General features: G+C 49.6%; 19 protein-coding genes. 9 read left to right on the top strand and 10 right to left on the bottom strand.

Going from position 1 to position 24,022, the window contains the following annotated elements; all coding sequences use genetic code 11:
• Nucleotides 1–76: 76 nt before the first annotated feature.
• Nucleotides 77–787, bottom strand: a complete 711-nt coding sequence (locus tag BGM27_RS04135; RefSeq protein ID WP_007409183.1) for a YrpD family protein — start codon at nucleotides 785–787, stop codon at nucleotides 77–79.
• Between the two features lie 195 nt (nucleotides 788–982).
• On the opposite strand from BGM27_RS04135, the gene BGM27_RS04130 reads away from it, so the two are divergent.
• Complete coding sequence (locus BGM27_RS04130) at nucleotides 983–1,252, top strand: excalibur calcium-binding domain-containing protein (protein WP_003155168.1); 270 nt, start codon at nucleotides 983–985, stop codon at nucleotides 1,250–1,252.
• 32 nt (nucleotides 1,253–1,284) lie between these two features.
• Here the strand turns inward: BGM27_RS04130 and BGM27_RS04125 are convergent, their stop codons facing one another.
• The 4 genes from BGM27_RS04125 to BGM27_RS04110 form a co-directional block, all read right to left on the bottom strand.
• A complete protein-coding gene (locus BGM27_RS04125) occupies nucleotides 1,285–1,602 on the bottom strand; it encodes a YbjQ family protein (protein ID WP_003155166.1) in 318 nt (105 codons plus the stop codon).
• 41 nt (nucleotides 1,603–1,643) lie between these two features.
• A complete protein-coding gene (locus BGM27_RS04120; RefSeq protein ID WP_007409182.1) occupies nucleotides 1,644–3,113 on the bottom strand; it encodes a sodium:solute symporter family protein in 1,470 nt (489 codons plus the stop codon).
• The gene (locus tag BGM27_RS04115; protein ID WP_007409181.1) at nucleotides 3,110–3,310 is read right to left on the bottom strand and encodes a DUF3311 domain-containing protein; all 201 of its coding nucleotides are present in this window, start codon (nucleotides 3,308–3,310) and stop codon (nucleotides 3,110–3,112) included. Before BGM27_RS04115 ends, BGM27_RS04120 begins: the two co-directional genes overlap by 4 nt.
• Nucleotides 3,311–3,430: 120 nt before the next feature.
• Nucleotides 3,431–3,790: a YhjD family protein gene (locus BGM27_RS04110; RefSeq protein ID WP_007409180.1), complete on the bottom strand. Its 360-nt coding sequence runs from the start codon at nucleotides 3,788–3,790 to the stop codon at nucleotides 3,431–3,433.
• A 152-nt stretch (nucleotides 3,791–3,942) separates the two neighbouring features.
• Here BGM27_RS04110 and BGM27_RS04105 point away from each other — a divergent pair, with 152 nt between their 5' ends.
• From BGM27_RS04105 to BGM27_RS04090, 4 genes are all read left to right on the top strand, one after another.
• Nucleotides 3,943–4,569 carry a TVP38/TMEM64 family protein gene (locus BGM27_RS04105; protein WP_007409179.1) on the top strand — a complete coding sequence of 209 codons (627 nt, stop codon included), beginning with the start codon at nucleotides 3,943–3,945 and terminating at the stop codon, nucleotides 4,567–4,569.
• Nucleotides 4,566–5,081: a signal peptidase I gene (lepB, locus tag BGM27_RS04100; RefSeq protein ID WP_003155158.1), complete on the top strand. Its 516-nt coding sequence runs from the start codon at nucleotides 4,566–4,568 to the stop codon at nucleotides 5,079–5,081. Before BGM27_RS04105 ends, lepB begins: the two co-directional genes overlap by 4 nt.
• A 147-nt stretch (nucleotides 5,082–5,228) precedes the next feature.
• Nucleotides 5,229–6,707: a monooxygenase gene (locus BGM27_RS04095; RefSeq protein ID WP_007409178.1), complete on the top strand. Its 1,479-nt coding sequence runs from the start codon at nucleotides 5,229–5,231 to the stop codon at nucleotides 6,705–6,707.
• An 88-nt stretch (nucleotides 6,708–6,795) separates the two neighbouring features.
• Nucleotides 6,796–7,317, top strand: coding sequence for a MarR family transcriptional regulator (locus BGM27_RS04090; RefSeq protein ID WP_007409177.1), 522 nt, complete (start codon nucleotides 6,796–6,798; stop codon nucleotides 7,315–7,317).
• A 36-nt stretch (nucleotides 7,318–7,353) separates the two neighbouring features.
• On the opposite strand, the gene BGM27_RS04085 is transcribed toward BGM27_RS04090, so the two are convergent.
• From BGM27_RS04085 to BGM27_RS04065, 5 genes are all read right to left on the bottom strand, one after another.
• Nucleotides 7,354–8,511, bottom strand: a complete 1,158-nt coding sequence (locus BGM27_RS04085) for an AbrB family transcriptional regulator (protein WP_020953962.1) — start codon at nucleotides 8,509–8,511, stop codon at nucleotides 7,354–7,356.
• A 167-nt stretch (nucleotides 8,512–8,678) separates the two neighbouring features.
• Nucleotides 8,679–9,875: an MFS transporter gene (locus BGM27_RS04080; protein WP_007409175.1), complete on the bottom strand. Its 1,197-nt coding sequence runs from the start codon at nucleotides 9,873–9,875 to the stop codon at nucleotides 8,679–8,681.
• Nucleotides 9,876–9,890: 15 nt separating this feature from the next.
• Complete coding sequence (locus BGM27_RS04075) at nucleotides 9,891–10,511, bottom strand: TetR/AcrR family transcriptional regulator (RefSeq protein WP_007409174.1); 621 nt, start codon at nucleotides 10,509–10,511, stop codon at nucleotides 9,891–9,893.
• 250 nt (nucleotides 10,512–10,761) lie between these two features.
• The gene (locus BGM27_RS04070; protein WP_007409173.1) at nucleotides 10,762–11,271 is read right to left on the bottom strand and encodes a ferritin-like domain-containing protein; all 510 of its coding nucleotides are present in this window, start codon (nucleotides 11,269–11,271) and stop codon (nucleotides 10,762–10,764) included.
• Between the two features lie 68 nt (nucleotides 11,272–11,339).
• On the bottom strand, nucleotides 11,340–12,053 hold the full coding sequence (locus BGM27_RS04065; RefSeq protein ID WP_023842860.1) for a DUF421 domain-containing protein: 714 nt from the start codon (nucleotides 12,051–12,053) through the stop codon (nucleotides 11,340–11,342).
• A 140-nt stretch (nucleotides 12,054–12,193) separates the two neighbouring features.
• On the opposite strand from BGM27_RS04065, the gene addB reads away from it, so the two are divergent.
• From addB to sbcC, 4 genes are all read left to right on the top strand, one after another.
• A complete protein-coding gene (addB, locus tag BGM27_RS04060) occupies nucleotides 12,194–15,694 on the top strand; it encodes a helicase-exonuclease AddAB subunit AddB (RefSeq protein WP_007409171.1) in 3,501 nt (1,166 codons plus the stop codon).
• Nucleotides 15,681–19,385, top strand: a complete 3,705-nt coding sequence (gene addA, locus BGM27_RS04055; RefSeq protein ID WP_007409170.1) for a helicase-exonuclease AddAB subunit AddA — start codon at nucleotides 15,681–15,683, stop codon at nucleotides 19,383–19,385. The genes addB and addA overlap by 14 nt, the downstream gene beginning before the upstream one ends.
• Before the next feature lie 64 nt (nucleotides 19,386–19,449).
• A complete protein-coding gene (gene sbcD / locus BGM27_RS04050; RefSeq protein ID WP_007409169.1) occupies nucleotides 19,450–20,622 on the top strand; it encodes an exonuclease subunit SbcD in 1,173 nt (390 codons plus the stop codon).
• Nucleotides 20,619–24,011, top strand: coding sequence for an exonuclease subunit SbcC (sbcC, locus tag BGM27_RS04045; RefSeq protein ID WP_007409168.1), 3,393 nt, complete (start codon nucleotides 20,619–20,621; stop codon nucleotides 24,009–24,011). Before sbcD ends, sbcC begins: the two co-directional genes overlap by 4 nt.
• Nucleotides 24,012–24,022: the final 11 nt, after the last annotated feature.

Genomic DNA, 24,022 nt, shown 5'->3' with positions numbered 1-24,022 from the left:
GTTTCCAATTTTTCACCCGGCGGCAGTATTGACATAACGAAACGCACGATGACAGAAATCGTGCGTTCAAAATTCTTTATTTGATGACAGACATGCTGACGCTGCTGCCTGACACTGTCAATTTGGCAAAATCCTGTGTATCAATCACAGGTGTGACTGCTTTATTGTCGATCGTGATGTTCGTAAAGGCTGTTGAGAAGTTTGATTTGATGTAAGGGCGCTGATCCTCTGATGTGACCGCGACGGTGGCGAGCGCTTTCCATTTTGAGACAGAGCCTACATTGGTTTGGGCGAGTTCTGAGATAATGCGGCCGGTGTATCCGTCATTATTTGTGCCCCAGTATGTGGCGCGGGTATTGCCGTTCAGATTTTTGTAGATGGTCAGCTGTACGGTGCTGCCGGGCCGGAAGCCTTTCGTATAGGTGAATTGGCTTTCTCCTTCCAGATACTTGACCTGGCCTTGTCCCTTTGAACCGACTTTCATGATCGGTTTCCATACATGATAGGTGTCACTGTACTGAAGTCCGATATCAGCCTCTGTGCCTCCGGTAAATCCTGAGTAAATATAGGCTGTCCCATTTGACACCTGAATTGAGCTTGGAAGCTGAATTTTCGTGACGAGAACTGAGCCCGTGCTGTTCAGGTAGGCCCTTCCGCCGATTCCTTTGCTGAGCTGGGACGCCGCTTCCGCCGTATTGGGGCTGATCACCCCCGGAATTTCCGCCGTACATGTGCCGAATAGAACGGCTGTAGTGAGCACACCCGCAAAAAGCCCTTTTTTCATCATCATTTCTCCTCCTATCATCATAGTCAGATCGCGCTATCAATTCATATTATAAAAGGTTTTGGGAAAAATTCCATAAAAGATATACGGGCGGACGTAAATTAAAACTATTTTCCTATTTATCTTGTAAATGGATATTATTTGAACTATGATATGTTCAGCAATACCGCATAACTCAGGAGAGGGGATAGGATAGAAATGAAAAAGACGGCAGCTGTGCTTTTGTCTTTCGGTCTTGTGTTCGGATGTTCATACGGAGCGGGGCAGACGGCAGAAGCGAAAACAAAGGTGAAAACGTATCAAAACTGCAAGGCGCTGAATAAGGTGTATAAGGGCGGCGTGGCCAAATCGTCGAAAGTGAAAAACAAGGGCGGCAGAACAAAGTACAAGCCGTATGTATCAAAAGCGCTTTACAATGCAAATAAAAGACTTGACCGAGATAAAGACTATATCGCATGTGAGAAATAAAAAAACAAGCCTCTTTAAAGAGGCTTGTTTTTTTAAATGGATTCGGCGGTGACGGCGGTTCCGTATCCGATTAATTCGGATGTGTTCTGTCCTGCGGTCAGTTCGAACCGCAGGCCGACGATGGCGTTCGCTCCGAGCTGCTCCGCCTCTCTGATCAGCCGCTCTTTCACCGCTTTTTTGGAGTCTTCCAGCATTTCAGTATAGCTTTTCAATTCGCCGCCGACGACAGATTTTAAGCCTGCAAGCAAGTCTTTGCCGATGTGTCTGGACTGGACGATACTGCTTGTCACCAAGCCTTTCACTTCCGTAATCTGTTTTCCGGCGACGGTTTCGGTCGTTGTCATGATCATGCGTTTTTCCCCTTTCGTGTATCTTACCGCTATCTTACCATTTAAGCCGCCTTTTCGGCTGCGCTGATTTGTTTTTTTCTGACTGCGGCGCTGACTGCAAACATGACGGCAATGTTCAGAACCAGTGCGATGATGCCTGTATTCATATCCTTAACGATCTGCGGAAGAAACGGAAAGAGGGTTCCGATGGTTGATTCGGTCAGCGTAATGAAGGCCACCGTTCCGACCCCGGCCGTTATGCCGGCAAAAGCGCCGTGGCTTGTGATGAAACGCCGCTTCGGCAGGCTGAATAAGAGGGCGGGGAAAAGCTGGGTGACAAGGCTGTAGCCCATTAAAAGCAAGGTGACGATGGTATTTCCGCCTTTCAGCGTAAAATATACGGATATCAGCGCGATGACGGGTACGGCGTATTTTGCGAGCCGTGAGACTTTTTCGTCAGTCGTGCCGGGCAGAATGGCTTTGTACACATTTTTGGCGAACAGCGTGCTTGAGGCCATTAATATCATTGAACCGGGTACAAGCGCCGTCAGAATGCCCGCCGATCCGATCAGTCCGACAAACCAGGGATCAAAGGTTTTCACAGACAGCTTTAATAAGGCGAGATCCGTGTCCGCCCCTTTTAAACCGGGCACCTGCAGAATCGCCGCAAATCCGGTAAAGATGACAAACAGCAGGACGAGCTGATAAAGAGGCATGATGATTGCGTTTTTCCGAAACACCCGAGGATGCTCCGCCGAATAGGAAGCGGCAAATGTATGGGGCCACATATAAAAGCCGAGGGCGGTCAGCAAAACCGTTGAGCTGAACCAGGAAACGCTCTGTCCGGTTTCCGGCAGCGTGAGAAAACCGGGTTTTGCGGCGTCAATTTGTTTGAACATCTCCGTAAATCCGCCATAGTAATGAATGGGCAGATAAATGCCTAAATACAGGACGATGCCTAAAATCATGATATCTTTAACGACTGATATCCACGCTGAACCGTGGATTCCTGATATCATCACATAAATCGTGATGGAGACAGCGCCGATCCAGACAGCGGCTGAGGGCGGAATCTGTCCGTATGACGTTGCTGAAACAATTAATCCGAGCCCTTTCAGCTGCAGGACGAGATAGGGGATGAGGGATGCGATGCCGACGAGCGATACGAGAATGCCGAGGAGCGGGCTGTTGTATTTTGAAATAAAAAAATCTGATTGCGACATCAGTTTGTGTTGTTTGGCGTAAGTCCACACGGCTGGCAGAAGCCAATATGACAAAATGTAGGCAAGGCAGCCGTACGCGATAATATAAAAGGCGGGGCCTCCTTTTCCGTAAGCCCATCCGCTTCCGCCGAGGAATGTAAAGGTCGTGTATATTTCTCCCGCCATTAATAAAAAGACAAACATCGTGCCGAAGCCGCGTCCGCCCACCGTCCATTGTTCAAGGTCCATATGTTTTCCTTTTCGGGCCCGGATTCCGAGATATACACAAAACAGGAGCACGGCGGCCATTACGGGAAATGCTGCGTTCATTCCGCCTCACCCGCCTTGTTTTCTTTGTCCAATTTGTAAACGGCGGCCATCAGAACGGAAGTCAGCACCGCCCAGATGACGACATACGCGAGAATGAAAGGCATTCCGAAAACATAAGGCGTCACCCGGTTGGCAAATGGAATGCCGGCGAGAATTCCGAAAAAGGGCAGGGCGGCGAGAACATGAATCAGTTTCATAACATTCCTCCTTTTCATTGAAAACAGCGTGTCCCGATTATAAAGAAAATCATGTCGAATGTATAGTGTGAATAGTCTGAAATTTATCAGTTGAAAAGGAAAAGCAGTCCCGGCTGCTTTTTAAATGGTCGCAAGAGACAGGTAATATTCTAATAAGGCGGTTACCTGTTCCCGTATTCTCGGGTTGAAATAACGGTGTTTTTCTTCATAGCCGTTAATGGTGCATATATAAAGCGTAAATGCTTCGTCTCTTTCCGCTTCGTATATTTTAATTTTACGCTTTCTTAACTCTTTTCGAACATCACTCAAATCCTTTTGTGCTAATTTTAAAGAGCAGCTGATAAGCTGTTTATAGGGTTGTTTTAATTTGAACGGGCACGAATCAAGCGCTTCGAGGTCCCGGTTCAGGATGGCAGCCGCCATGGGCAGAAACAGCCCTTTTTCGATGAGATCGCGGGTGCTGCTCCGGATGTCAGGCATAAATACTCCTTCTTTCTTAAAAAAGAGAACGTTTGTTCTTATTTTATACTCGCTTACACGATATTTCAAGTCGGAAAATCTCGTAAACATTTTCGTTTTTTGGAGATAATGTGTAGAATAAGGATAGACAAACTCGTTAAGGAGTATAAACGTTGGAGCAATTTTTATCATATTTGACTGAGGAACAGCTGACGGAATGGTTCCAAAGCTATAGAGCTTTCGGCCCGGCGGCTGCGGCTGCACTGCCTTTTATTGAAGCGTTTCTTCCGTTTTTGCCGCTCGTTGTATTTGTGGTGGCGAATACGAATGCATTTGGTTTGTGGGAAGGTTTTTTTCTGTCATGGCTCGGGTCTGCGGCAGGATCGATGCTGATGTTTTATGCCGTCCGCCGTTTCGGACAGAAAAGAGCTTTCGGTTTCATCCGCAGGCATCAGACCATAAGGCGGATGATGCTCTGGGTTGAGCGGCACGGTTTCGGTCCGCTGTTTATTTTACTTTGCTTCCCCTTTACGCCGTCCGCTGCGGTTCATATCGTTGCCGGCCTGTCACGGGTGGGGGCGCTGCAGTTTATATCAGCAGCCGCTATGGGGAAAATGGTCATGATCTTTATGATCAGCTTTATCGGGTATGATCTTCACGCACTCATGACACAGCCTTTCAGGATGGCGGGCGCCATAATGGTGATCGCGGTGCTGTGGTATGTCGGAAAGCATATCGAACGGCGTTTACAGATGAGAATCAGTCAGCATGAGAAAGACGGAGGGAGACAGGAATCTTGAAAAAACGATTTTGGTTTATAGCCGGCGTGCTTATCGTTGTTTTGGCCATACAATTAAAGAATGCCATTTTTATTGATTATAAAGTCGAAGGAATCAGCATGAATCCGACCTTTAAACAAGGAAATGAGCTGATGGTCAACAAGTTTTCCCATCGTTACAAAACGATCCGCCGTTTCGATATTGTCCTGTTTAAAGGCCCGCACCGCAAAGTGCTGATCAAACGTGTCATCGGGCTCCCCGGCGAGTCAATCGCATACAGGGAGGATCAGCTGTATGTGAATGGAAAACGGGTGGCGGAACCGTTTTTAAAACCGTTAAAGTCATCATTGTCCGCCGGGAGCCATGTGACCGGTGATTATACGCTGAAGGAAACGACCGGGCGCAAAAGCATACCGAAGGGACAATACTTTGTTATTGGCGACAACCGCATATACAGCCTCGACAGCCGTCATTTCGGTCCGATTAAGGATAAAGACATTGTCGGAGTCATCAGTGAATCAGACGCCAAGTAAACGGCGTCTTTTTTTTCGGAAATGATTGTAAAAAAGCAGAGGGAAGACTATAATGAAAATTGTTACGCGCGAAACAAAAAGGAGGCGTTTTATTTTTTGGTGATTTTGTTACTCGTGTAACAAAAAATATGAAAGAGGGCTGATGAGATGAAAACACAGGCTGCCATTATCGGGGGAGGTCCGGTCGGGCTTATGCTTGCATCAGAACTGGCGCTGGCCGGAGTGAAAACGACTGTCATTGAACGATTGAAAAAGACGGTGCCATATTCCAAAGCGCTTATCATGCATCCGCGCACACTTGAGCTTTTTGCCATGAGAGGCATATTGGAACGCTTTTTGGAAAAAGGGACGAAGGTGTCTTCCGGCCATTTTTCCATGCTGGATACACGGCTGGATTTTTCTCGGCTGGATACGAATCAGAATTATTCGTTAATGCTGCCTCAGGCAGAAACGGAGCGGATTTTGGAGGAGTATGCATCAAGTCTCGGCGCAGACATCATCCGCGGGGCGGAAGCGGTGGCTGTCACCCAGACGGATGACGGAGTGGAGACGGTGTTCCGGGACGAAAGCGGTATCCGCACTCTTCACAGCTTATATGCCGCGGGTACAGACGGAGCGGGGAGCATTGTCAGGAAACAGGCGGGCATCGCTTTTTCGGGCACTGATGCCGACTTAACAGGAACGCTCTGTGATGCCGCTTTGAAACATCCGCCCGAATCTTCCTTTTTTTCAACGTGCCGCCTGGAGGGATCGGTTGTGATTGTCCCTCTTACGGACGGACTTTTCCGCGTTCTCATCGTTTCTCCGCACGCTCCGCAAAAGCGGAAGGAAGAGCCGGTCACCGAAAATGAGCTGAAAGAAGACCTGCGGCGGATATGCGGCACTGATTTCGGATTGAGTGATCCGGTATGGATGTCGCGGTTCGGCAATGCCGAGCGTCAGGCCGAACAATACCGATCAGGCCGGGTTTTTGTGGCCGGTGATGCGGCGCACATTCATTTTCCCGCAGGCGGCCAAGGGCTGAACACGGGGCTTCAGGATGCCTTCAACCTCGGCTGGAAGCTGGCGGCGCAAATGAAGGGGAAAGCGGCGCCTCATCTTCTGGACAGCTATCATCAGGAAAGGCACAGCACAGGAAAAGAAGTATTGCACAATATAAAAACCCAGATAAAGCTCATGGATTTTACCGAGTCGGGGATGGCATTAAGAGAAACGATGACCGCTTTGCTGGATTTTCAGGAGTCCAACCGTTTATTGGCGGGAAAAGTATCCGCGCTTGATCTGCATTATGAACCGGATGCGGAGCTGCCGCCGCATATCCTGAACGGAAAACGCCTGCCGGATATCGAATTGATCCTTCATGACGGGCGGCTGACCCGGCTGTATGATTTTCTTCATAAGGGCGCCTTTGTGCTTTTATCATTAAGAGGGAGCATTCCCGCCGGTATTGATACGGACAGCGTGGCAGCTGTCAGGGCGGAGCTTGCTGAAACACGTGCCGATTGGGATGACGTCCACACCGTTTTAATCCGGCCGGACGGCCACGCGGCATGGGCAGCCGGCGGCTCGGGACGTGAAGCGGAAGAAGCTGTTCTGGCCGGTTTGGAGAGATGGGGATTCATCTGATACCCTTTTATGCGCCTGTGTGATTGTTTCTTGTGTAACAAAACGTTATAGTAAAAGAAACAATCAATACGGAAGGGTGATTCAGCAGTTGGACAGAAGACAGCCAGACCATGCAAAACACATGATTCTTGAAGGGCTGACAGATATTTTTCACGAGCAGGAGAGGTGTCAGGAGGACATCAGGGCGTCGTTGGCCGGACGGATGGACGAACTCCGTGAAGAAAACGGAAAAAAATTACATCTGACCTTGACGGAAATTCACATTTTGTCGTGTATCGGAGATCATGAACCGATCAATGTCACGTCAATAGCGGAAAAAATGAAGACGACAAAGCCGACCGTGTCGAGAAGCTGCGCGAAGTTTTTGGAAGCCGGCTTTCTGCGCAGGACCCGGCTGAGCGACAATAAAAAAGAAGTCTATTTCCGGCTGACTCCTGCCGGGAAAGAGCTGCATTCTCTTCATCATGAATATCATGAATTGATAAAAAAGCGGCTCTTGGCGTTTTTAGACCGCTATACAGATGAAGAACTGTTATTTGCTGAACGGCTGTTCCGTGATCTTTCAGCAAACTGGCGGTCTGTAAATGGCGGCGGAGAGCTGTTCAAATAAAAAACACGCATATGGATGCGTGTTTTTTTATTCGGATCATGTTCCTCTTTCTGCCCGGCCTCTCTCGCCGTGTGCCCGTTTCAGCTGAGAAAGGTGGTGCAGCAGCCGATAGAAGGGCGGAAGCATGGCGATGACGAGAACGATCCGGATGACCTGAACCGCGACGACGAAAGTCGAGTCTTCGTGCAGGGTGATCGAAGTCGCCGCCATCTCGGCGATCCCGCCGGGAGAAAAGGCGAGAACAGATGTAATCATGGAGATGCCCGTTAATTTAGAAACCGCAATCGCGCTCAGAATCATGGCGGCGATTAATCCGACGGAAGAAATAAATCCGACGGTCAGCACTCTCGTCACGCCGGTGAACATGCTTTTGTACATTTTTGATCCGATTGTGGCGCCGAGAAAAATTTGTGACAGCTGGTTCGCTTCCGGCGGCCACCAGGCCAGCATGTCTTTGCCCGCCAAGGCGGACACGCCGATTTCCGCAGCAGCAACGCCGATCATGCTGCCGAGCAGCCAAGGGGCGGGAAATTTCAGCCGTTTTGCGCCTTTGCTTGCAAGCCAGGCAGCCAAAATAAATCCGGCCGTTAACAAGACGGGAGTAAGGCCCGGATGTAAAGCTCCTGCCGAAACGGCTCCGGCTGATGTCTGAGCCGCACCGTTTTGTTTGGTAAATAAGAAAATGACGAGAAACGGTATTGTCATGACGACCAAAAGGACGCGCGTCAGCTGAATAAGGCTTACAATCGCGGTGTTTGCGCCGACTTCCTGGGCGATACCGGGCATGGCGGATAAACCGCCCGGCGCCGTGCCTACAAAGCTTGTCATCATGTCCGTCCGGCTGAACCGAAAGAGCACATATCCGGAAACAAGCGCCATCACGATAGAGAAAATCAGCATGAAGCCTACCGGAAGCCAATGCTCCCGTAAAACCGACAGAACGGACAGGTTCAGTTTCTGGCCGAGTTCGATGCCGAGGATCATTTGTCCCGCTGCAAGCCATCTGCGGTGAATCCCTCTTCTGTCAGGCGCCATGAACAGCCAGCGGGGCCTCGTCATGGAGAGGATGCAGCCGGCGGCCAGCGTTCCGAGCATCCAGGCGATCGACATCCCTGTAAGCGAAAGAAGAAACCCCCCTGCCGCACTGATGAGAATAAACCAGATATCCGTAAGGAGATGTTTGTCTTTCTTCAATGAAAACCCTTCTTCCTGAAACATTCATATTAAATTGTTAAGCTCGTTAACCTTACTATTACTATAGTATAGATTTTGAGATAAATAAATAATGAATTATTTCTCATAATCCATTCATTTTTCTTATCGCAAACGCAAAAAAAGCTCCGGAGATGGGTGAGTGCACCCTACTCCGAAACCTCGCCCGCTTTTCCTTTCCACACAAAGGTCAATCCCAGACCGAGAAATAAAACCACACCTGCGAACAGAAACGGGAAGTGAATATTCATATCAAATAAAATACCGCCCAGAGCCGGGCCGAAAATGGTGCCCAAACTCGTGTATGTTGAGTTCATACCGGCAACAAACCCCTGCTGATTTCCTGCGATTTTCGATAAATAAGTAGTCAGTGCCGGGCGCAGTAAATCAAACGCAAGGAAAATGATGCAGGTGACAGCGAGCACGGGCAAAAATCCTGACATCACCGTAGAAACGAAAGCCAGCACAGCGCCGATGATCAGACAAAGCTGAATGACTTTTTTCTCCCCGAGGAAGTTGACAAGTCTTCCGAACGCGAGTACTTGAATGAGGACCGCCACAATGGAGCTGAACGTAATAATAATGGCGATATCCTTTGGCGTGAAGCCGAATTTATGGTTTGTAAATAAGCTGAATACCGTTTCGTACGCCGACAGTCCGAATGCCAAAACAAAAACGATGATAAAGGCGATCAAGTAGTTTGGATGAATCGACTTTTTCAAATCTTTTAAGAAGGTTGATTCTTTGACGCTTTCCAGCTGCTTTGCGCGTTCTTCTTTAGTTAACGGCTCTTTCAGCATAAAGACAGAGGAAATCACTGCGATAAATGCAATTCCCGCCGCAAAGAAAAACGGCATACGAACGCCGTGATCGGCAATAAATCCTCCTATGCCGGGCCCGATGATAAACCCTGTGCTGATGGCGGCAGATACATAGCCCATCGCCTTCGATCTTTCCTGCACCGTCGTAATATCTGCGACATACGCTGTAACAGCGGGCATGATAAAAGCGGCACTGATGCCCCCCAGCACCCTTGCGAAATATAAAATGGAGACATGTGTGCCCAATCCGAAGGTCAGTTCGGATAATGCGAACAAAAACAGTCCGGCGAGAATCATGATTTTTCTGCCGAAGCGGTCAACCCATCTCCCCGCAATGGGGGATGCAATTAATTGCGCAACGGCGAAGGCAGCGACAAGGTATCCCATTGTGCTGCCCGTCAAGTGCATCACATTCATAAACAGCGGCATAACGGGAATGATCAATCCGATGCCTAAAAACGCAATAAATATGTTGCTTAATAAGATGATGAGTACCGCCTTTTGTTCTCTGATCGGTTTTTGCATGTTGTTTCTCCTTTGTCAGCTGTCATTCTGTTTATCAGCGCTGATCGACCCGTGAATAAACACGGAGATGGCTTCTTTTTGCAATTCGATTCTTTGCTGAATGGTATCGTTTTTATATAACACATCTAAACCGTAGAAGACGGATAGCAGGATTTTTACTTTTGATTCGACATGATGAATGGACCAGCTGCCGTCTTGATTTCCCTCTTCTAAGATCTCTCTCATCACATCGTCATATTCAATATCAATTTTGTTGAGCCGCTTTACGACCTCCTCTGACGTAAACGCACTCGCATAAAACTCTTCACTTGCTCTCATAAGCGGGTAATTGATGCTCATCCGGCTGAGCAGCTCCGCAAAGCCCGTCAATTTTTCGGCAGCATCTTTCAGATCAGCTTCCATTTCCCTCCACGTCTCGATCATCACGCGGTGATCCTCTTCCATGATATGAAGAAACAGAAACTCTTTTCCTTTAAAATGGTGATATAGATTGCCTTTACTGATTTCGGCCGCCTCTAAAATCTCCCGAATCGATGTTTCTGAATATCCTTTTTTTGCAAATAAGTCACGCGAAGCGGATACGAGCCTGTTCTTCGTCTTTTCGCTCTTTCCGGCACCGCCTTTTGTATTTGTCACTTCACACAGATCCTTTCCGCCTCATTCATATCGTTGTCCCGGCAAAGCGGGGCTCGGTTCGTTTAAAACCGACCAGTTGGTTTATTTTATTATAAAGGGTTTTTGCTGATTATACAATGAAGAAGGTATCCATTGTTTAGAGGGAGTATAAAACGGCTCGAAAAGTAAACCCCATTCTCTCATGTTGAAAGAACGGGGTTTGTCAGCGGTCTGAAGACTCCCGGCGGGGGAGCGTGATCTGCCTGAACCGTTATTTGCCGGTATTCACCTCGGTGTAGCTTGTGTTCGGCGCGTTTGATACCGTTCCCCCTGTATGGTGGGAAGGAGAGTGGGCCATATCGTATAAAAACCAGACGGCATGACGCTGCTCGTCAAATGCTGTGCGGGCAAATAACCGCTTCGCTTCCGGATGCACCGCTCTATCGGATGCCTGCAAATAAAAATCATTCGTTTTCTGCTCATCATAAAACGCCGCCCTCAGTCCTTCTCTGTATGTGTGCGGACAATGCTCCGTCTGTTTCGGCGTCAACTGTTTTCCGGTAATTGACGTATACAGTGAAGAGAAAGCGTGCAGGTGGCGCACTTCTTCCTCTCTGATATGTTCGATTCGTCTTCTGATTTCTGCGGTCGGCGCTTTTTCGGCTAATATTGAGTAGCAAATCACAGCGCTGTATTCACCGTTTATGGATTTTACCAGATCCTTGATAAGCACAGAATCGTCACTGCAGATGGCTGTATAATGAAAAAAATTCTCGTGCATTGGACTCACCCCCGGATGTTTATAGGGTATTATACGGCGGCAGCCCGTGACATGTGCGGATGTCATTTTTATTCTTGATCTAGCGGCGATGTAATATGGTCGTCGTATGTGTCGACAAAAAGCCGGCCGTTGCTTCCGCGCACAGCGTATACGACGTCTTCCGGTTTGAGGTTTCTCTTGTCCAATTCTTCTCTCAGCCATTTTTCCGATACGTGGTTTTCTTCCAGATTCTTCATCACCAGCCGGCCGTCCATAATCAGCTCAACGGCAAAGTTCTTTTCATGTCCGGCAAAGATGCCGAGATCCTTTCTTGTAACGGGCGCAAATTCCGGTTTGACCTCCACTGACATGCTGCCGTTTGTTTCAATGATGGCAGTCTGAACCTGAGAAATGTCAAATACGTCATTTACACGCAGCTGCTGGTTCAAGTAGTCGATGGTATAACGCATCGTTTTCATATTATGCTCAAGTATTTTACCGTTTTGAATGATAATGGTCGGTTTGCCTGCAAAGAAACCCCTAAGGGCCCTGTTTTTCATAGAAAGATATGCGACAAGGTAAATGATTGCCACGAAAATAATGTAGGCAATGACATGATAATGAATCGGCAGCTTTGTATTAAACGACAGATTTGCCGTGATGGCGCCGAGCGAGATGGCCGCAATGAAATCAAAAAGCGTCATCTGTGAAATGGTTTGTTTACCGAGTATCCGGGCGCCGATAAACAGAATGCTGAACGACAGAGCCGTCCGTACAATTACTTCGGGATATTCTGACATCATCATTAGTCCTTTTTTCTTTATTTTGGTCAAAAACGATATTTTTTAAAACAGTCATCCCGTTTTTACCAGCAGATGAGATTGGTCATTTTCGTCAACTTTCGATAAAATGTAGAAAGATAAAAAGAGAGGGGTCTTTTAATTTGGGTGTTGAGTTTTTAGTAGGCAGATCGGGGAGTGGGAAAACGAGGCTGATTATCGACAGCATTCAAGATGAACTGCGCCGGGAGCCGTTCGGGAAACCGATCATTTTTCTAGTCCCGGATCAAATGACGTTTTTAATGGAATATGAGCTTGCTAAAACGCCGGATATCGGCGGCATGATACGCGCTCAAGTGTTCAGTTTTTCGCGTTTGGCGTGGCGCGTGCTTCAGCATACCGGGGGCATGAACCGCCCGTTTGTGACGACGACGGGTGTGCAGATGCTTTTAAGGAAACTGATTGAAGAATATAAGCACGAGTTTAAAGTGTATCAAAAAGCGAGTGACAAAACCGGATTCACTGAGCAGGTGGAACGGATGCTGACAGAGTTTAAGCGGTACTGTATTGAGCCTGAAGACGTCCGCCGCATGGCGGAAAGCGGAACGGCGTCAGAATATCGCGGAGAGCGGATGCTGTCTGAAAAACTTCATGATTTAGGCATTTTATATCAGCAGATGGAAAGAAGCCTCGCCGGACACTATTTGCATTCAGAGGATTATTTGACGCTGCTCGCTCAGCAGATTCCTTTGGCGGACGTTGTAAAAGGCGCCCGTGTTTACGTCGACGGATTCTATCAATTTACGCCGCAGGAATTAAGGGTGCTGGAGCAGCTGATCATGCATGCTGAACATGTCACATTCTCGCTGACGGCGGACAGCCCTTCGGCGGAACAGGCACCGGATGAGCTCGATCTGTTCAGAATGACGGGAAGCACATACTATAAGCTTTATCAGACGGCAAAGGAATTGAATGCCGATATTTCCTGCAAGGAACTGCATGGCACGAAGCGGCATCAGTATGCGCCGGAGCTTGCCTGTATAGAGTCGCAGTACGATGTGCGTCCCGCCGCGGCGTATACCGGCGGACAGGAAGCTTTTACCGTCATGCAGGCGCAAAACAGAAGAGCTGAGCTTGAAGGTATTGCCCGGGAAATTCAATCACTTGTCCGGGATGGAGGATACCGGTACAAAGATATGGCGATTCTCATCCGTCAGCCGGAAGATTATAAAGATTTGCTGAAGGAAGTGTTTGCCGATTACGGGCTTCCTTATTTTATTGACGGAAAAGCTTCTATGCAGCATCACCCGCTTATTGAATTCATCCGTTCAAGCCTGGATGTCGTGAAGGGGAACTGGAGATATGAAGCGGTGTTCCGCTGTGCGAAAACCGAACTGTTATTCCCGCTTGATCAGCCGGAGCAGAAAATAAGAGAGCAGGTTGATCAGCTTGAAAATTACTGTATCGCCTACGGCATTAAAGGGGAGCGCTGGACGAACGGCGAGCGGTTTGTATACAGGCGCTTCGTATCGCTCGATGAGGATTTCGCGCAGACGGATCAGGAAATAGAGATGGAACACATGCTGAATGAGACGAGAGAGTGGATAGCTGCACCCCTTGTCCGGCTTCAGAACCGGATGAAAAAAGCGAAAACGGTTCAAAGCATGGCGGAGGCTCTTTATCTCTTTTTGGAAGATACCGATGTTCCCCTGAAGCTGGACCGGAAAAGGCAGCGGGCCGAAGAGGCCGGAAACATGATCGAAGCGCAGCAGCACGGCCAGGCGTGGGATGCCGTTATCCAGCTTCTCGAGGAGTTTACCGGCATGATGGGTGAAGATGAAATATCTTTGGCGCTGTTCCAGCAAATGCTTGAAACGGGAACGGAATCGCTTCATTTTTCTTTAATTCCTCCCGCGCTTGACCAAGTATTTGTAGGGAATATGGATCTCTCAAGAATGTACGGCACGTCCTGCACATTCGTCATCGGTGCCAATGACGGCGTTCTTCCGGCGCGCCCGGATGAAAACGGCGTGCTGTCTGATGATGACAGGGAGTGGCTGAAAGCAGTCGGAGTGGAGCTGTCTTCCGCGGGGCGTGAGCGGCTGCTTGATGAGCATTTTCTCATCTATATGGCGCTGTCGAGTCCGTCTGACCGTCTTTATGTGTCATACCCGATTGCCGATGCGGAAGGAAAAACGCTCCTGCCGTCAATCGTTGTAAACAGGCTTGGCGAGCTGTTTCCCGATCATCAGGAAAAGCTGTCAGCGGCTGATCCCGAGCAGGTAAGCGAAGAAGAGCAGCTTCAGTATCTCGTCAATAAACAGGTGGCTCAGACATATACGGCAAGTCAGCTCAGGCTGTGGACAAGAGAGTACGAGATCAGTGACGTATGGTGGAGCGCATACAATGTGCTGATGAAAGAGCCTGATCACCGGCGTGCGAAAAAGCTGTTTTCAAGCTTGTTTTTCCGCAATGAGGCGAAGCGTCTAGAACGGCCTGTTTCGCGCCAGCTTTACGGCGAGCATATTAAAGGAAGCGTCTCCCGGATGGAGGCGTTTAATGCCTGCCAGTTCTCTCATTTTGCATCTCACGGGCTTCAATTAAAAGAGCGGCAGTTTTTCAAGCTGGACGCGCCGGATATCGGCCAGCTGTTTCACTCCAGCCTGAAGCTGATTTCAGACCGGCTTCGTGAGCAGAAGCTGGAATGGCGCGATCTGACGAAAGATCAGTGCCGGAATTTCTCCTATGAAGCGGTGGAACGGCTTGCGCCAAAGCTGCAAAAAGAGATTCTGCTCAGCTCAAACAGACACTTTTATGTGAAGGAAAAACTGCAGAAGATCGTCACGCGTGTTTCAGGCATATTAAGCGAGCATGCGAAGGCGAGCGGTTTCGTCCCGGTCGGTCTTGAACTCGGTTTCGGCGGAAGCGGGCCGCTGCCTCCGCTCACTTTCACGCTGAAAAACGGCTGTACGATGGAACTCGTCGGACGGATCGACCGCGTGGATAAAGCGGAAAGTTCAAAAGGCCTGCTGCTGAGAATCGTTGATTATAAATCAAGCGACAGGGGGCTTGATCTGGCTGAGGTGTATTACGGGCTCGCTCTGCAAATGCTCACATATCTTGACTTATCGATTACACATTCCGAAGATTGGCTCGGTATGAAAGCGACCCCGGCAGGCGTTTTGTATTTCCATATTCATGATCCGATGATTCAGGCCAGTCTGCCGATGGGGCTTGATGAAATCGAGCAGGAAATTTTTAAGAAATTTAAAATGAAAGGCCTTCTCCTCGGTGACCGGGAGGCGATCAGCCTGATGGACACGACTTTGGAGGAAGGGCGTTCAAATATCGTCAATGCCGGTTTGAAAAAGGACGGTTCTTTAAGATCCGACTCAGCCGCGGTCAGCGAACGGGATTTTCATCTGCTGACAGACCATGTGCGGCGGACATTTGAACAGGCGGGCGAAGCGATAACGGACGGGCTTGTGTCCATTACCCCGTATAAGCTGAAAGATAAGACGCCTTGTACGTACTGTGCGTTTCAATCGGTGTGCCAGTTTGATGAGTCGCTTAAGGAAAATGAATACCGCAGCCTGAAAGCGGAAAAAGACGGCACCATACTGGATTGGCTGAAGAAGGAGGCGGATGATGATGCAAATTCCTAAACCGAAAGACAGCATATGGACGGATGACCAATGGAGCGCCATCGTTTCTTCCGGCCGCGATATTCTGGTCGCTGCCGCAGCCGGATCAGGTAAAACGGCCGTGCTCGTGGAACGGATGATCAGAAAGATAACCGCGGAAGAAGATCCGGTTGATGTTGACAGGCTCCTTGTGGTGACCTTTACAAACGCCTCAGCAGCGGAGATGAAGCATCGGATCGCGGAAGCATTAGAAAAAGAGCTCGCCAAAAATCCGGGATCTCTGCATATCAGACGGCAGCTCTCTCTCTTGAATCGGGCGAGCATTTCGACGCTTCACTCTTTCTGTCTGCAAGTGCTTAAAAAATATTATTATATGATTGATCTTGACCCCGGTTTTCGGATGGCTGACCAGACGGAAGGCGAATTGCTCGGAGACGAAGTTCTTGATGAGCTGTTTGAAGATGAATACGCAAAAGGGAATCAGGCGTTTTTTGAGCTTGCGGACAGATATACGACAGACAGGCATGATCTTGATCTTCAAGACCTTGTCAAACGGGTGTACGAGTATTCCCGGTCGCATCCTGACCCGGAAGTATGGCTGCAAAGCTTTGTCCGCCTGTATGATGTGACGGAAGAAAGCAAAATGGAAGAGCTTCCGTTTTACCAGTATGTGAAAGAAGATGCTGAAATGGCGCTCTTCGGGGCAAAACAAAAGCTTGAGAAGGCGCTTGAACTGACAAAAGCGCCCGGCGGGCCGGCCCCGCGCGCTGATAATTTTCTGGATGACCTTCAGCAGATAGAAGAGCTGATCAGCTGCCGGCATGACTTCGATGCGCTGTATGAACGGGTTCCCGCAGTCTCATTTAAGCGGGCGAAGGCGGTAAAGGGTGATGAATTTGACAAAGCGCTTTTGGACGAAGCGACCGATTTGCGAAACGGCGCGAAGAAACTGATCGAAAAGGTAAAGACCGATTATTTTACAAGAAGTCCGCAAGATCACTTAAAGAGTTTAGCAGATATGAAGCCTGTCATCGAAACGCTCGTTCAGCTCGTGATATCGTACGGAAAACGATTTGAAGCGGCGAAACAAGAAAAATCAATTATTGATTTCTCAGATTTGGAACATTACTGCCTGGCGATTTTAACTGCGGTTGATGAAGAAGGCCGGCGGGTGCCGAGCGAAGCGGCCGTTTATTATCAAGACCAGTTTCATGAAGTTCTGGTTGATGAATATCAAGATACCAATCTTGTGCAGGAATCTATCCTGCAGCTTGTTAAAAGCGGGAATGAAGAGGCGGGAAATCTGTTTATGGTAGGCGACGTCAAACAATCGATCTACCGTTTCAGACTTGCTGAGCCGCTGCTGTTTCTCGGGAAATATAAAAGGTTTACAGAAAGCGGGGAAGGCGCGGGTCAGAAAATTGACCTGAACCAAAATTTCCGCAGCCGCTCCGATATTTTGGACAGTACGAATTTCTTGTTTAAGCAGCTGATGGGCGGAAAAATCGGCGAAGTGGACTACGATGAACAGGCGGCATTGAAGCTCGGCGCATCGTATCCGCCGAATGACGCGGCAAAAACGGAACTGCTGCTGATTGACAGCGCTGATGACGCAGACAGCTCCGAGGATGCCGAAGACTTTGAAACCGTGCACTGGGAAGCGAAAGCGATAGCCGGGGAGATCCGAAAGCTTGTCTCATCTCCGTTTAAGGTATATGAAGGCAAAACAAAAACACACCGGAATATCCAGTACCGGGATATCGTGATTTTGCTGCGTTCCATGCCGTGGGCGCCGCAATTAATGGAAGAGCTGAAAAACCAGGGCATTCCGGTGTACGCCAATTTGACGTCGGGTTACTTTGAAGCCGTGGAGGTGGCTGCGGCGCTTTCAGTCTTGAAGGTGATTGATAATCCGTATCAGGATATTCCGCTTGCTTCCGTGCTGCGCTCGCCCATCGTCGGCTGTGACGAAAATGAACTTGCGCTGATACGCCTTGAAAAGAAAAAAGCGCCGTTTTATGAAGCGCTGAAAGCATATATAGCGAACGCTGACAGACATGATGAACTGTATCAAAAACTGAGAACTTTTTATGACAGTCTGCAAAAGTGGCGGTCATTTTCGACGAATCATTCGGTGTCTGAGCTGATTTGGGAAGTATACCGCGATACCGGATATTTTGACTATGCAGGCGGCATGCCCGGCGGAAAGCAGCGCCAGGCCAATCTGCGCGTCTTGTATGACCGGGCGCGCTCGTACGAAGCGACGGCGTTCCGCGGGTTATTCCGCTTTTTGCGGTTCATTGAACGGATGCAGGAGCGCGGCGATGATCTGGGGACGGCCCGGGCGCTCAGCGAGCAGGAGGATGTCGTTCGGCTGATGACGATCCACAGCAGCAAAGGACTTGAATTTCCCGTCGTTTTCACCGCCGGACTCGGCAGAAGTTTTAATATGATGGATCTCAACAAATCATACCTGCTTGATAAAGAGCTCGGTTTCGGCACGAAGTATATTCATCCGGAACTCAGAATCAGCTATCCGACTCTTCCGCTTGTGGCGATGAAGAAAAAGATGCGCAGAGAGCTCTTATCCGAAGAATTGCGCGTATTGTATGTGGCGCTGACCAGAGCGAAGGAAAAGCTGTTTCTCGTCGGTTCCTGCAAAAACCGGGAAAAACAGCTGGCCAAATGGCAGGCGCAAGCAGACCGGGCCGATTGGCTTCTTTCTGAATTCGACCGCTATCAGGCGTCATCTTATTTGGACTTTATCGGGCCGGCGCTCATCCGCCACCGTGACATGGAGGCGCATAGGACGCCGGGACTTTCCTCATCTGAGGATATCGCGCGCGACCCGTCGCGTTTTCACATCCGGATGCTTCAGCAAAGTGAATTGCTGGAAGAGAATCCAAAAGAGCGTGCTGAAGAAAAGAGCAAACGTCTAAAAGCAATACAGCAGGGTGAGCCGATTCCTGATTCGTTTTCATTTGATGATCAGGCGCGCCGTCTGCTTGAATGGGAATATCCGTACCGAGAGCTGACGGCTATCAGAACGAAGCAGTCAGTTTCTGAGCTGAAGAGAAAGCAAGAATACGAGGATGAATACAGCGGCCGCTCTCTCATCAAACCGTCAGGAGACACGCTTTTATACAGGCGTCCCGGTTTTATGATGAAAAAAGGGCTGACAGCCGCCGAAAAAGGGACGGCGATGCATACGGTGATGCAGCACATACCGCTGACGCACGTTCCGACTGCCGAAGAAGCGGAGCGGACGGTCCGGATGCTTTACGAAAAAGAGCTGCTGACAGAAGAACAGCAGGAAGCTATTGATATAGAAGAAATTGTCCAGTTTTTCGGAACTGAAATCGGGAAAGACCTTCTCGGGGCGCTGCGGATTGACCGGGAAGTGCCGTTCAGTATGGCGCTTCCGGCCGGCGAGGTGTACAAGGATGCCGAAACGGCCGGTGAACCGCTGCTCGTGCAGGGGATTATTGACTGCCTCTATGAAACTGCGGACGGTCTCTATTTGCTGGACTATAAAACTGATCGGATAGAGGGGAAATTCCGGAACGGATTTGAAGGCGCGGCTCCGATTCTGCAAAAAAGGTATGAAACACAAATCGAATTGTATACAAAAGCGGTTGAACAAATTACAAAAACGAAAGTGAAAGGGCGTGCGCTCTATTTTTTCGATGGAGGTCACGTTCTTACACTGTAACAAGATCCGAAGCTCCTTTTTGGAGCGGATCTTTTTTTCTATCAAAAAGTGAGGTGAATGCGGTATGCGCATTTTACATACAGCTGACTGGCACCTCGGCAAAACGCTGGAAGGCAGAAGCCGGCTGAGCGAGCAGGCTGAGGTATTGGAAGAGCTGAATACCATTGTCAAGGAAGAAAATATTGATGCGGTCATTATGGCGGGGGATGTATTTGATACGGTCAACCCGCCTGCGCTCGCTGAACAATTGTATTACGAAAGTCTTTCCGCGCTTTCTGACGGCGGAAAGCGCCCGGTTGTCGTCATTGCCGGAAACCATGACAATCCCGACAGGCTGGCGGCGGCTTCTCCGTTAACAAATGAGCGCGGCATTCATTTAATCGGCTATCCGCGGACAGAACCTGTGCATATTGAAGTGCCGTCGGCGGACGAGCTGTTAGCCGTAGCTGCGCTGGCATATCCGTCAGAGGCGAGATTAAACGAAGTGCTTTCTGATACGTTTGAGGAAAAGCTTCTTCGCGATCATTACGATGTCAAAATCAGAGAGGCGTTTGCTCACATGTGCGGACTGTGCCGGGACGATGCCGTGAAAATCGCGGCGAGCCACATTTATGTCGCGGGGGGAAACCAGACCGATTCAGAGCGTCCGATTGAAGTCGGGGGCGCTTACACAGTTGCCGCTGACAGCCTGCCGGCTGATGCGGCTTACGTGGCTCTCGGCCATCTCCACCGTCCGCAAACGATCAAGCGCGCCAAGACGGCTGCCCGTTATTCAGGCTCTCCGCTGGCATACAGCTTTTCAGAAGCCGGTTATGCCAAATCGGTGACGGTGGTAGAAGCGAAGCCCGGCGGAGAAGCGAAGTGGGAAGAGATTTTCCTGTCTTCCGGTAAACCGCTTGTCAAATGGAAAGCGCAGGGGCTGAGCGAGGTTCACGGCTGGCTTGATGAAGGGCGTGACCGGAATGCCTGGATCGATCTTGATATCCATTTGACGGATCAGCTTTCTCTCGAGGAAATTCATCGGCTGAGAAAGGCGCATCCCGGCTTTATCCATATCAGGCCGGTTTTTGAAGAAAAAGAGACCGAAAATGACCGGATTGAAGTGAAACACACATCAATTGAGGATCGATTTAAGAAGTTTTATGAAAAACAAACGGGCGGCGGCGTGCCGGATGAGGAGATGGTCAAGCTGTTTTTAGAGCTTGCGTCAGCAGATGATGAGGAGGATGCGACATGAAGCCGATTCTGTTAACGATAAAAGGGCTCCACAGCTTCAGGGAGGAACAGACCATTGATTTTGCCGGACTGTCAGGAGCCGGGGTGTTCGGGATTTTCGGGCCGACCGGAAGCGGAAAATCGTCGATCCTTGATGCCATGACACTCGCTTTATACGGAAAAGTGGAGCGCGCCGCAAATAATACGCACGGCATCCTGAATCATGCCGAAGAGCAGCTCGCCGTCTCATTTACATTCGCGCTTCAATCCGGCCACCGGGTTTCCTACAAGGTCGAGCGCGTTTTTAAGAGAACGGATGAAACGAAAGTAAAAACCGCCCTCTGCCGCCTGATTGAAATCAAAGACGAACAAACGGTGCTGGCCGATAAAGCGAATGAAGTGAACAAAAAGGTAGAGGAGCTTCTTGGCCTGACCATTGACGACTTTACAAGAGCCGTCGTGCTGCCGCAAGGAAAGTTTGCCGAGTTTCTGTCGCTTAAAGGCGCGGAAAGAAGACATATGCTCCAGCGCCTGTTTAATCTGGAACAGTACGGGGACAGGCTTGTCAAAAAATTGCGGCGGCGGGCGCAGGAAGCGGCAGCGAAAAAAAATGAAATGCTGGCCGAACAATCCGGCCTCGGAGACGCAGGAGAAGATGCGCTGAAGCAGGCTGAACAGCAGTTTCACGAAGCGAACGAACGGCTTGAAGAAGCTGAGAAGAAACGGGTCCGGGCAAAAGAGCGCTTTGAGAATCACCAGGAAATTTGGAACCTGCAGACAGAAAGAGATGAATATGAGCGCCGGGAGAAAAAGCTTGAGGAAAGACGCCCGTACATCACGGATTTGACTGAGCGTCTTAAAGAGGCGGAAACAGCTCTCGCCCTTGAGCCGTACGCAGACCGTTACACAGAAGCCGTCCGCCGGAAGCAGCGCGCCGAACGGGAACACGAACTGGCCAAACGGAAATCAGAGGCGGAAACCGTTTCATTTACCCGGCAAAATGAAGCCTATGAAGCATGGCGGGCCCATAAGGCCGAACAGGAGCCGAAGCTTGTCAAGGAAGAAGAGCTGTATCAAAGACTTTCAGCCATTGAACAAAAACTGTTTGAAGCGAAAAAAGAAGCGGAAAAAACAAATGCGGAACACAGCAAAAAAGAGGAAGAATACGAAGCCGCCTCGAAACAGCTGGCCGGAGTGAAAGACCGCCTGACCCGCGGCCAAAACAGGCAGAATGAGCTGAAAGAAGAGCTGAAAGCAGTTCAAGTGACCGCCGATGAACGGAAAAAATGCCAGACCGCCGCACAGCTGGCGGCAGGCTTTCAGCAGATACAGGAACAAATCACGAAAGAACGGGCCAATCTGACAACGCAGCTGAAAAACGTGGAGAAGCTGAACGGAGAAAGCGAGTCGCTCACAGCGAAAGCGAAAACGGAAGAGGAAGATATTACGCACGCTTATCAAACGCTTCAAACCGTTTACCATATGGTCTGTGAAACGGAACGTTCACTGAAAGCCGCAGCCGAACGGGCTGACAAAACGCAAGCCGATCTCCGCAGGCGCTCAGAGGAAGCGAGAACGGCTGCATTAACAAAAGAATTATCGGAAAAACTAATCGAAGGAAAGCCTTGTCCTGTATGCGGCTCGACGCAGCATGACCGCCCGCGTTCCGCTCATGAAACATTCTCGCCTGATACGGCTGTACAGGAACAGCTGCAGCAGGTTGAAGCGCTGCTTTCTGAGGCGGCGGCTCTTTCTCAGGAAGTGCTGACAGCCAAGGTTGCATTAGAAGAACAGTCGGGGCGTTTTACCGAAGAATGTCCGTTTCTGCAAAGCGTCCGGGTTCCGGAGCTGGAAGCCGCTTCCTCCATCAGCGGACGCCCGCTTGATGAAGCGTTCAGCGCCGTCCGCTTGGAATGGAAACAAATGAAACAGGATATGCTGTCGGTAAAAGAGAAGGTCACAAGACTGATCAGCGCGCATCAGCAGACGGTGAAACAAGCTGAGCAGCTTGCCGAACGAATCCGCTACGAGGAAAAAGAAGCCGGCCGTCTCAGACATTCATTAGAAGAGCTTGAATCGCTGTCAGAAAGCCGATTGAATCAGTACAATGAAGTCTGCGGTGATATTCCGCCAAACCGGATTGACGCCTGGCAGGCTTCGATAGATGAGAAGGACAGGCAGGCAGAAGAATGTGAGAAGCGCATTGAAACAAGCATCGCATTCCTCAAGGAACATGAAGAGGAGAAAGAACGCCTGCAGGAGATGAAGCATCGGCTTGAACGGGAACGGCTCGAGCTTCACTATGCGTCTGAGCGCCTGCAGCAGGTGATTGACGGATATGAACAAGAGCTCGGAACAGCAGCCGAAGAAACATCAATTTCCGCAAAGCTTGAAGCGGTGCGGCAGGAATTACAGCTGTTAAAATCCAAAGAACAGTCCCTATTCGACGCGCTGAAGCAGGCGCAGCAATCACTGAATGACGCAAAAGGCCGGGAATCCGGGAGTCTCATGTCACTCAGGGATGCTGAGACCTCCCTTGAGAAAGCGCAAAACGACTGGCGCGTGAGGTCAAAAGACACCGGGTTTGCCGACCCGGACCAAGTCAAAAAAAGTCTGCTTCCGCAAGGGCGTGCTGAGGAAATGAAAAAAGAAATAGATGAGTTCTTGGACACCTCAAAACAGCTATCGGCAAATATCAGCCGTGTTACTGATAAATTAGCCGAGCGCCGGATATCGGAGGAAGAATGGACAGCATCCGTTTCTCTGCTGAAGCAGGCAGAGGCTGAGTCAGGCGCCGCCATGGAGGAAAAAGGAGCACAGGCAAAAGCCTTCGCGGTTATGCAAAAACAGCATAAGCGCTTTAAAGAGATTGAAGCCGAACTGAAAAGCTGGCAGACACAGATTGACAGGCTTGATAAGCTCCAGTCTGTATGTAAAGGCAATACATTCGTCGAATTTTTAGCGGAAGAACAGCTGGAAAGCGTGGCTCGAGACGCCTCTGCCCGTCTCGGAGCTTTGACAAGGCAGCGGTATGCCATATTAGTCGATTCAGAAGGCGGTTTCGTCATGCGTGATGACGCGAACGGAGGCGTCAAACGGCCCGTATCAAGCCTTTCCGGCGGAGAGACGTTTCTGACATCGCTGTCGCTTGCGCTTGCCTTGTCCGCCCAGATTCAGCTGCGGGGGCAATACCCGCTGCAATTCTTTTTCTTAGATGAAGGATTTGGAACTCTTGACCAAGGGCTCTTAGACACCGTTGTCACAGCGCTCGAAAAGCTGCAATCGGACAACTTATCCGTCGGAGTGATCAGCCATGTGCAGGAGCTGAGAGCGCGTCTGCCGAAAAAATTAATCGTTCATCCGTCCGAACCGGGCGGGAAAGGCACCCGGGTCACCTTGGAGATCATGTAGAAAGGAGAAGG

Source organism: Bacillus sp. FJAT-27001 (genome assembly GCF_019039175.1).
In the GTDB taxonomy this organism is placed as follows: Bacteria; Bacillota; Bacilli; order Bacillales; family Bacillaceae; genus Bacillus; species Bacillus velezensis.
This window is presented reverse-complemented; position numbering and strand designations above follow the sequence as displayed.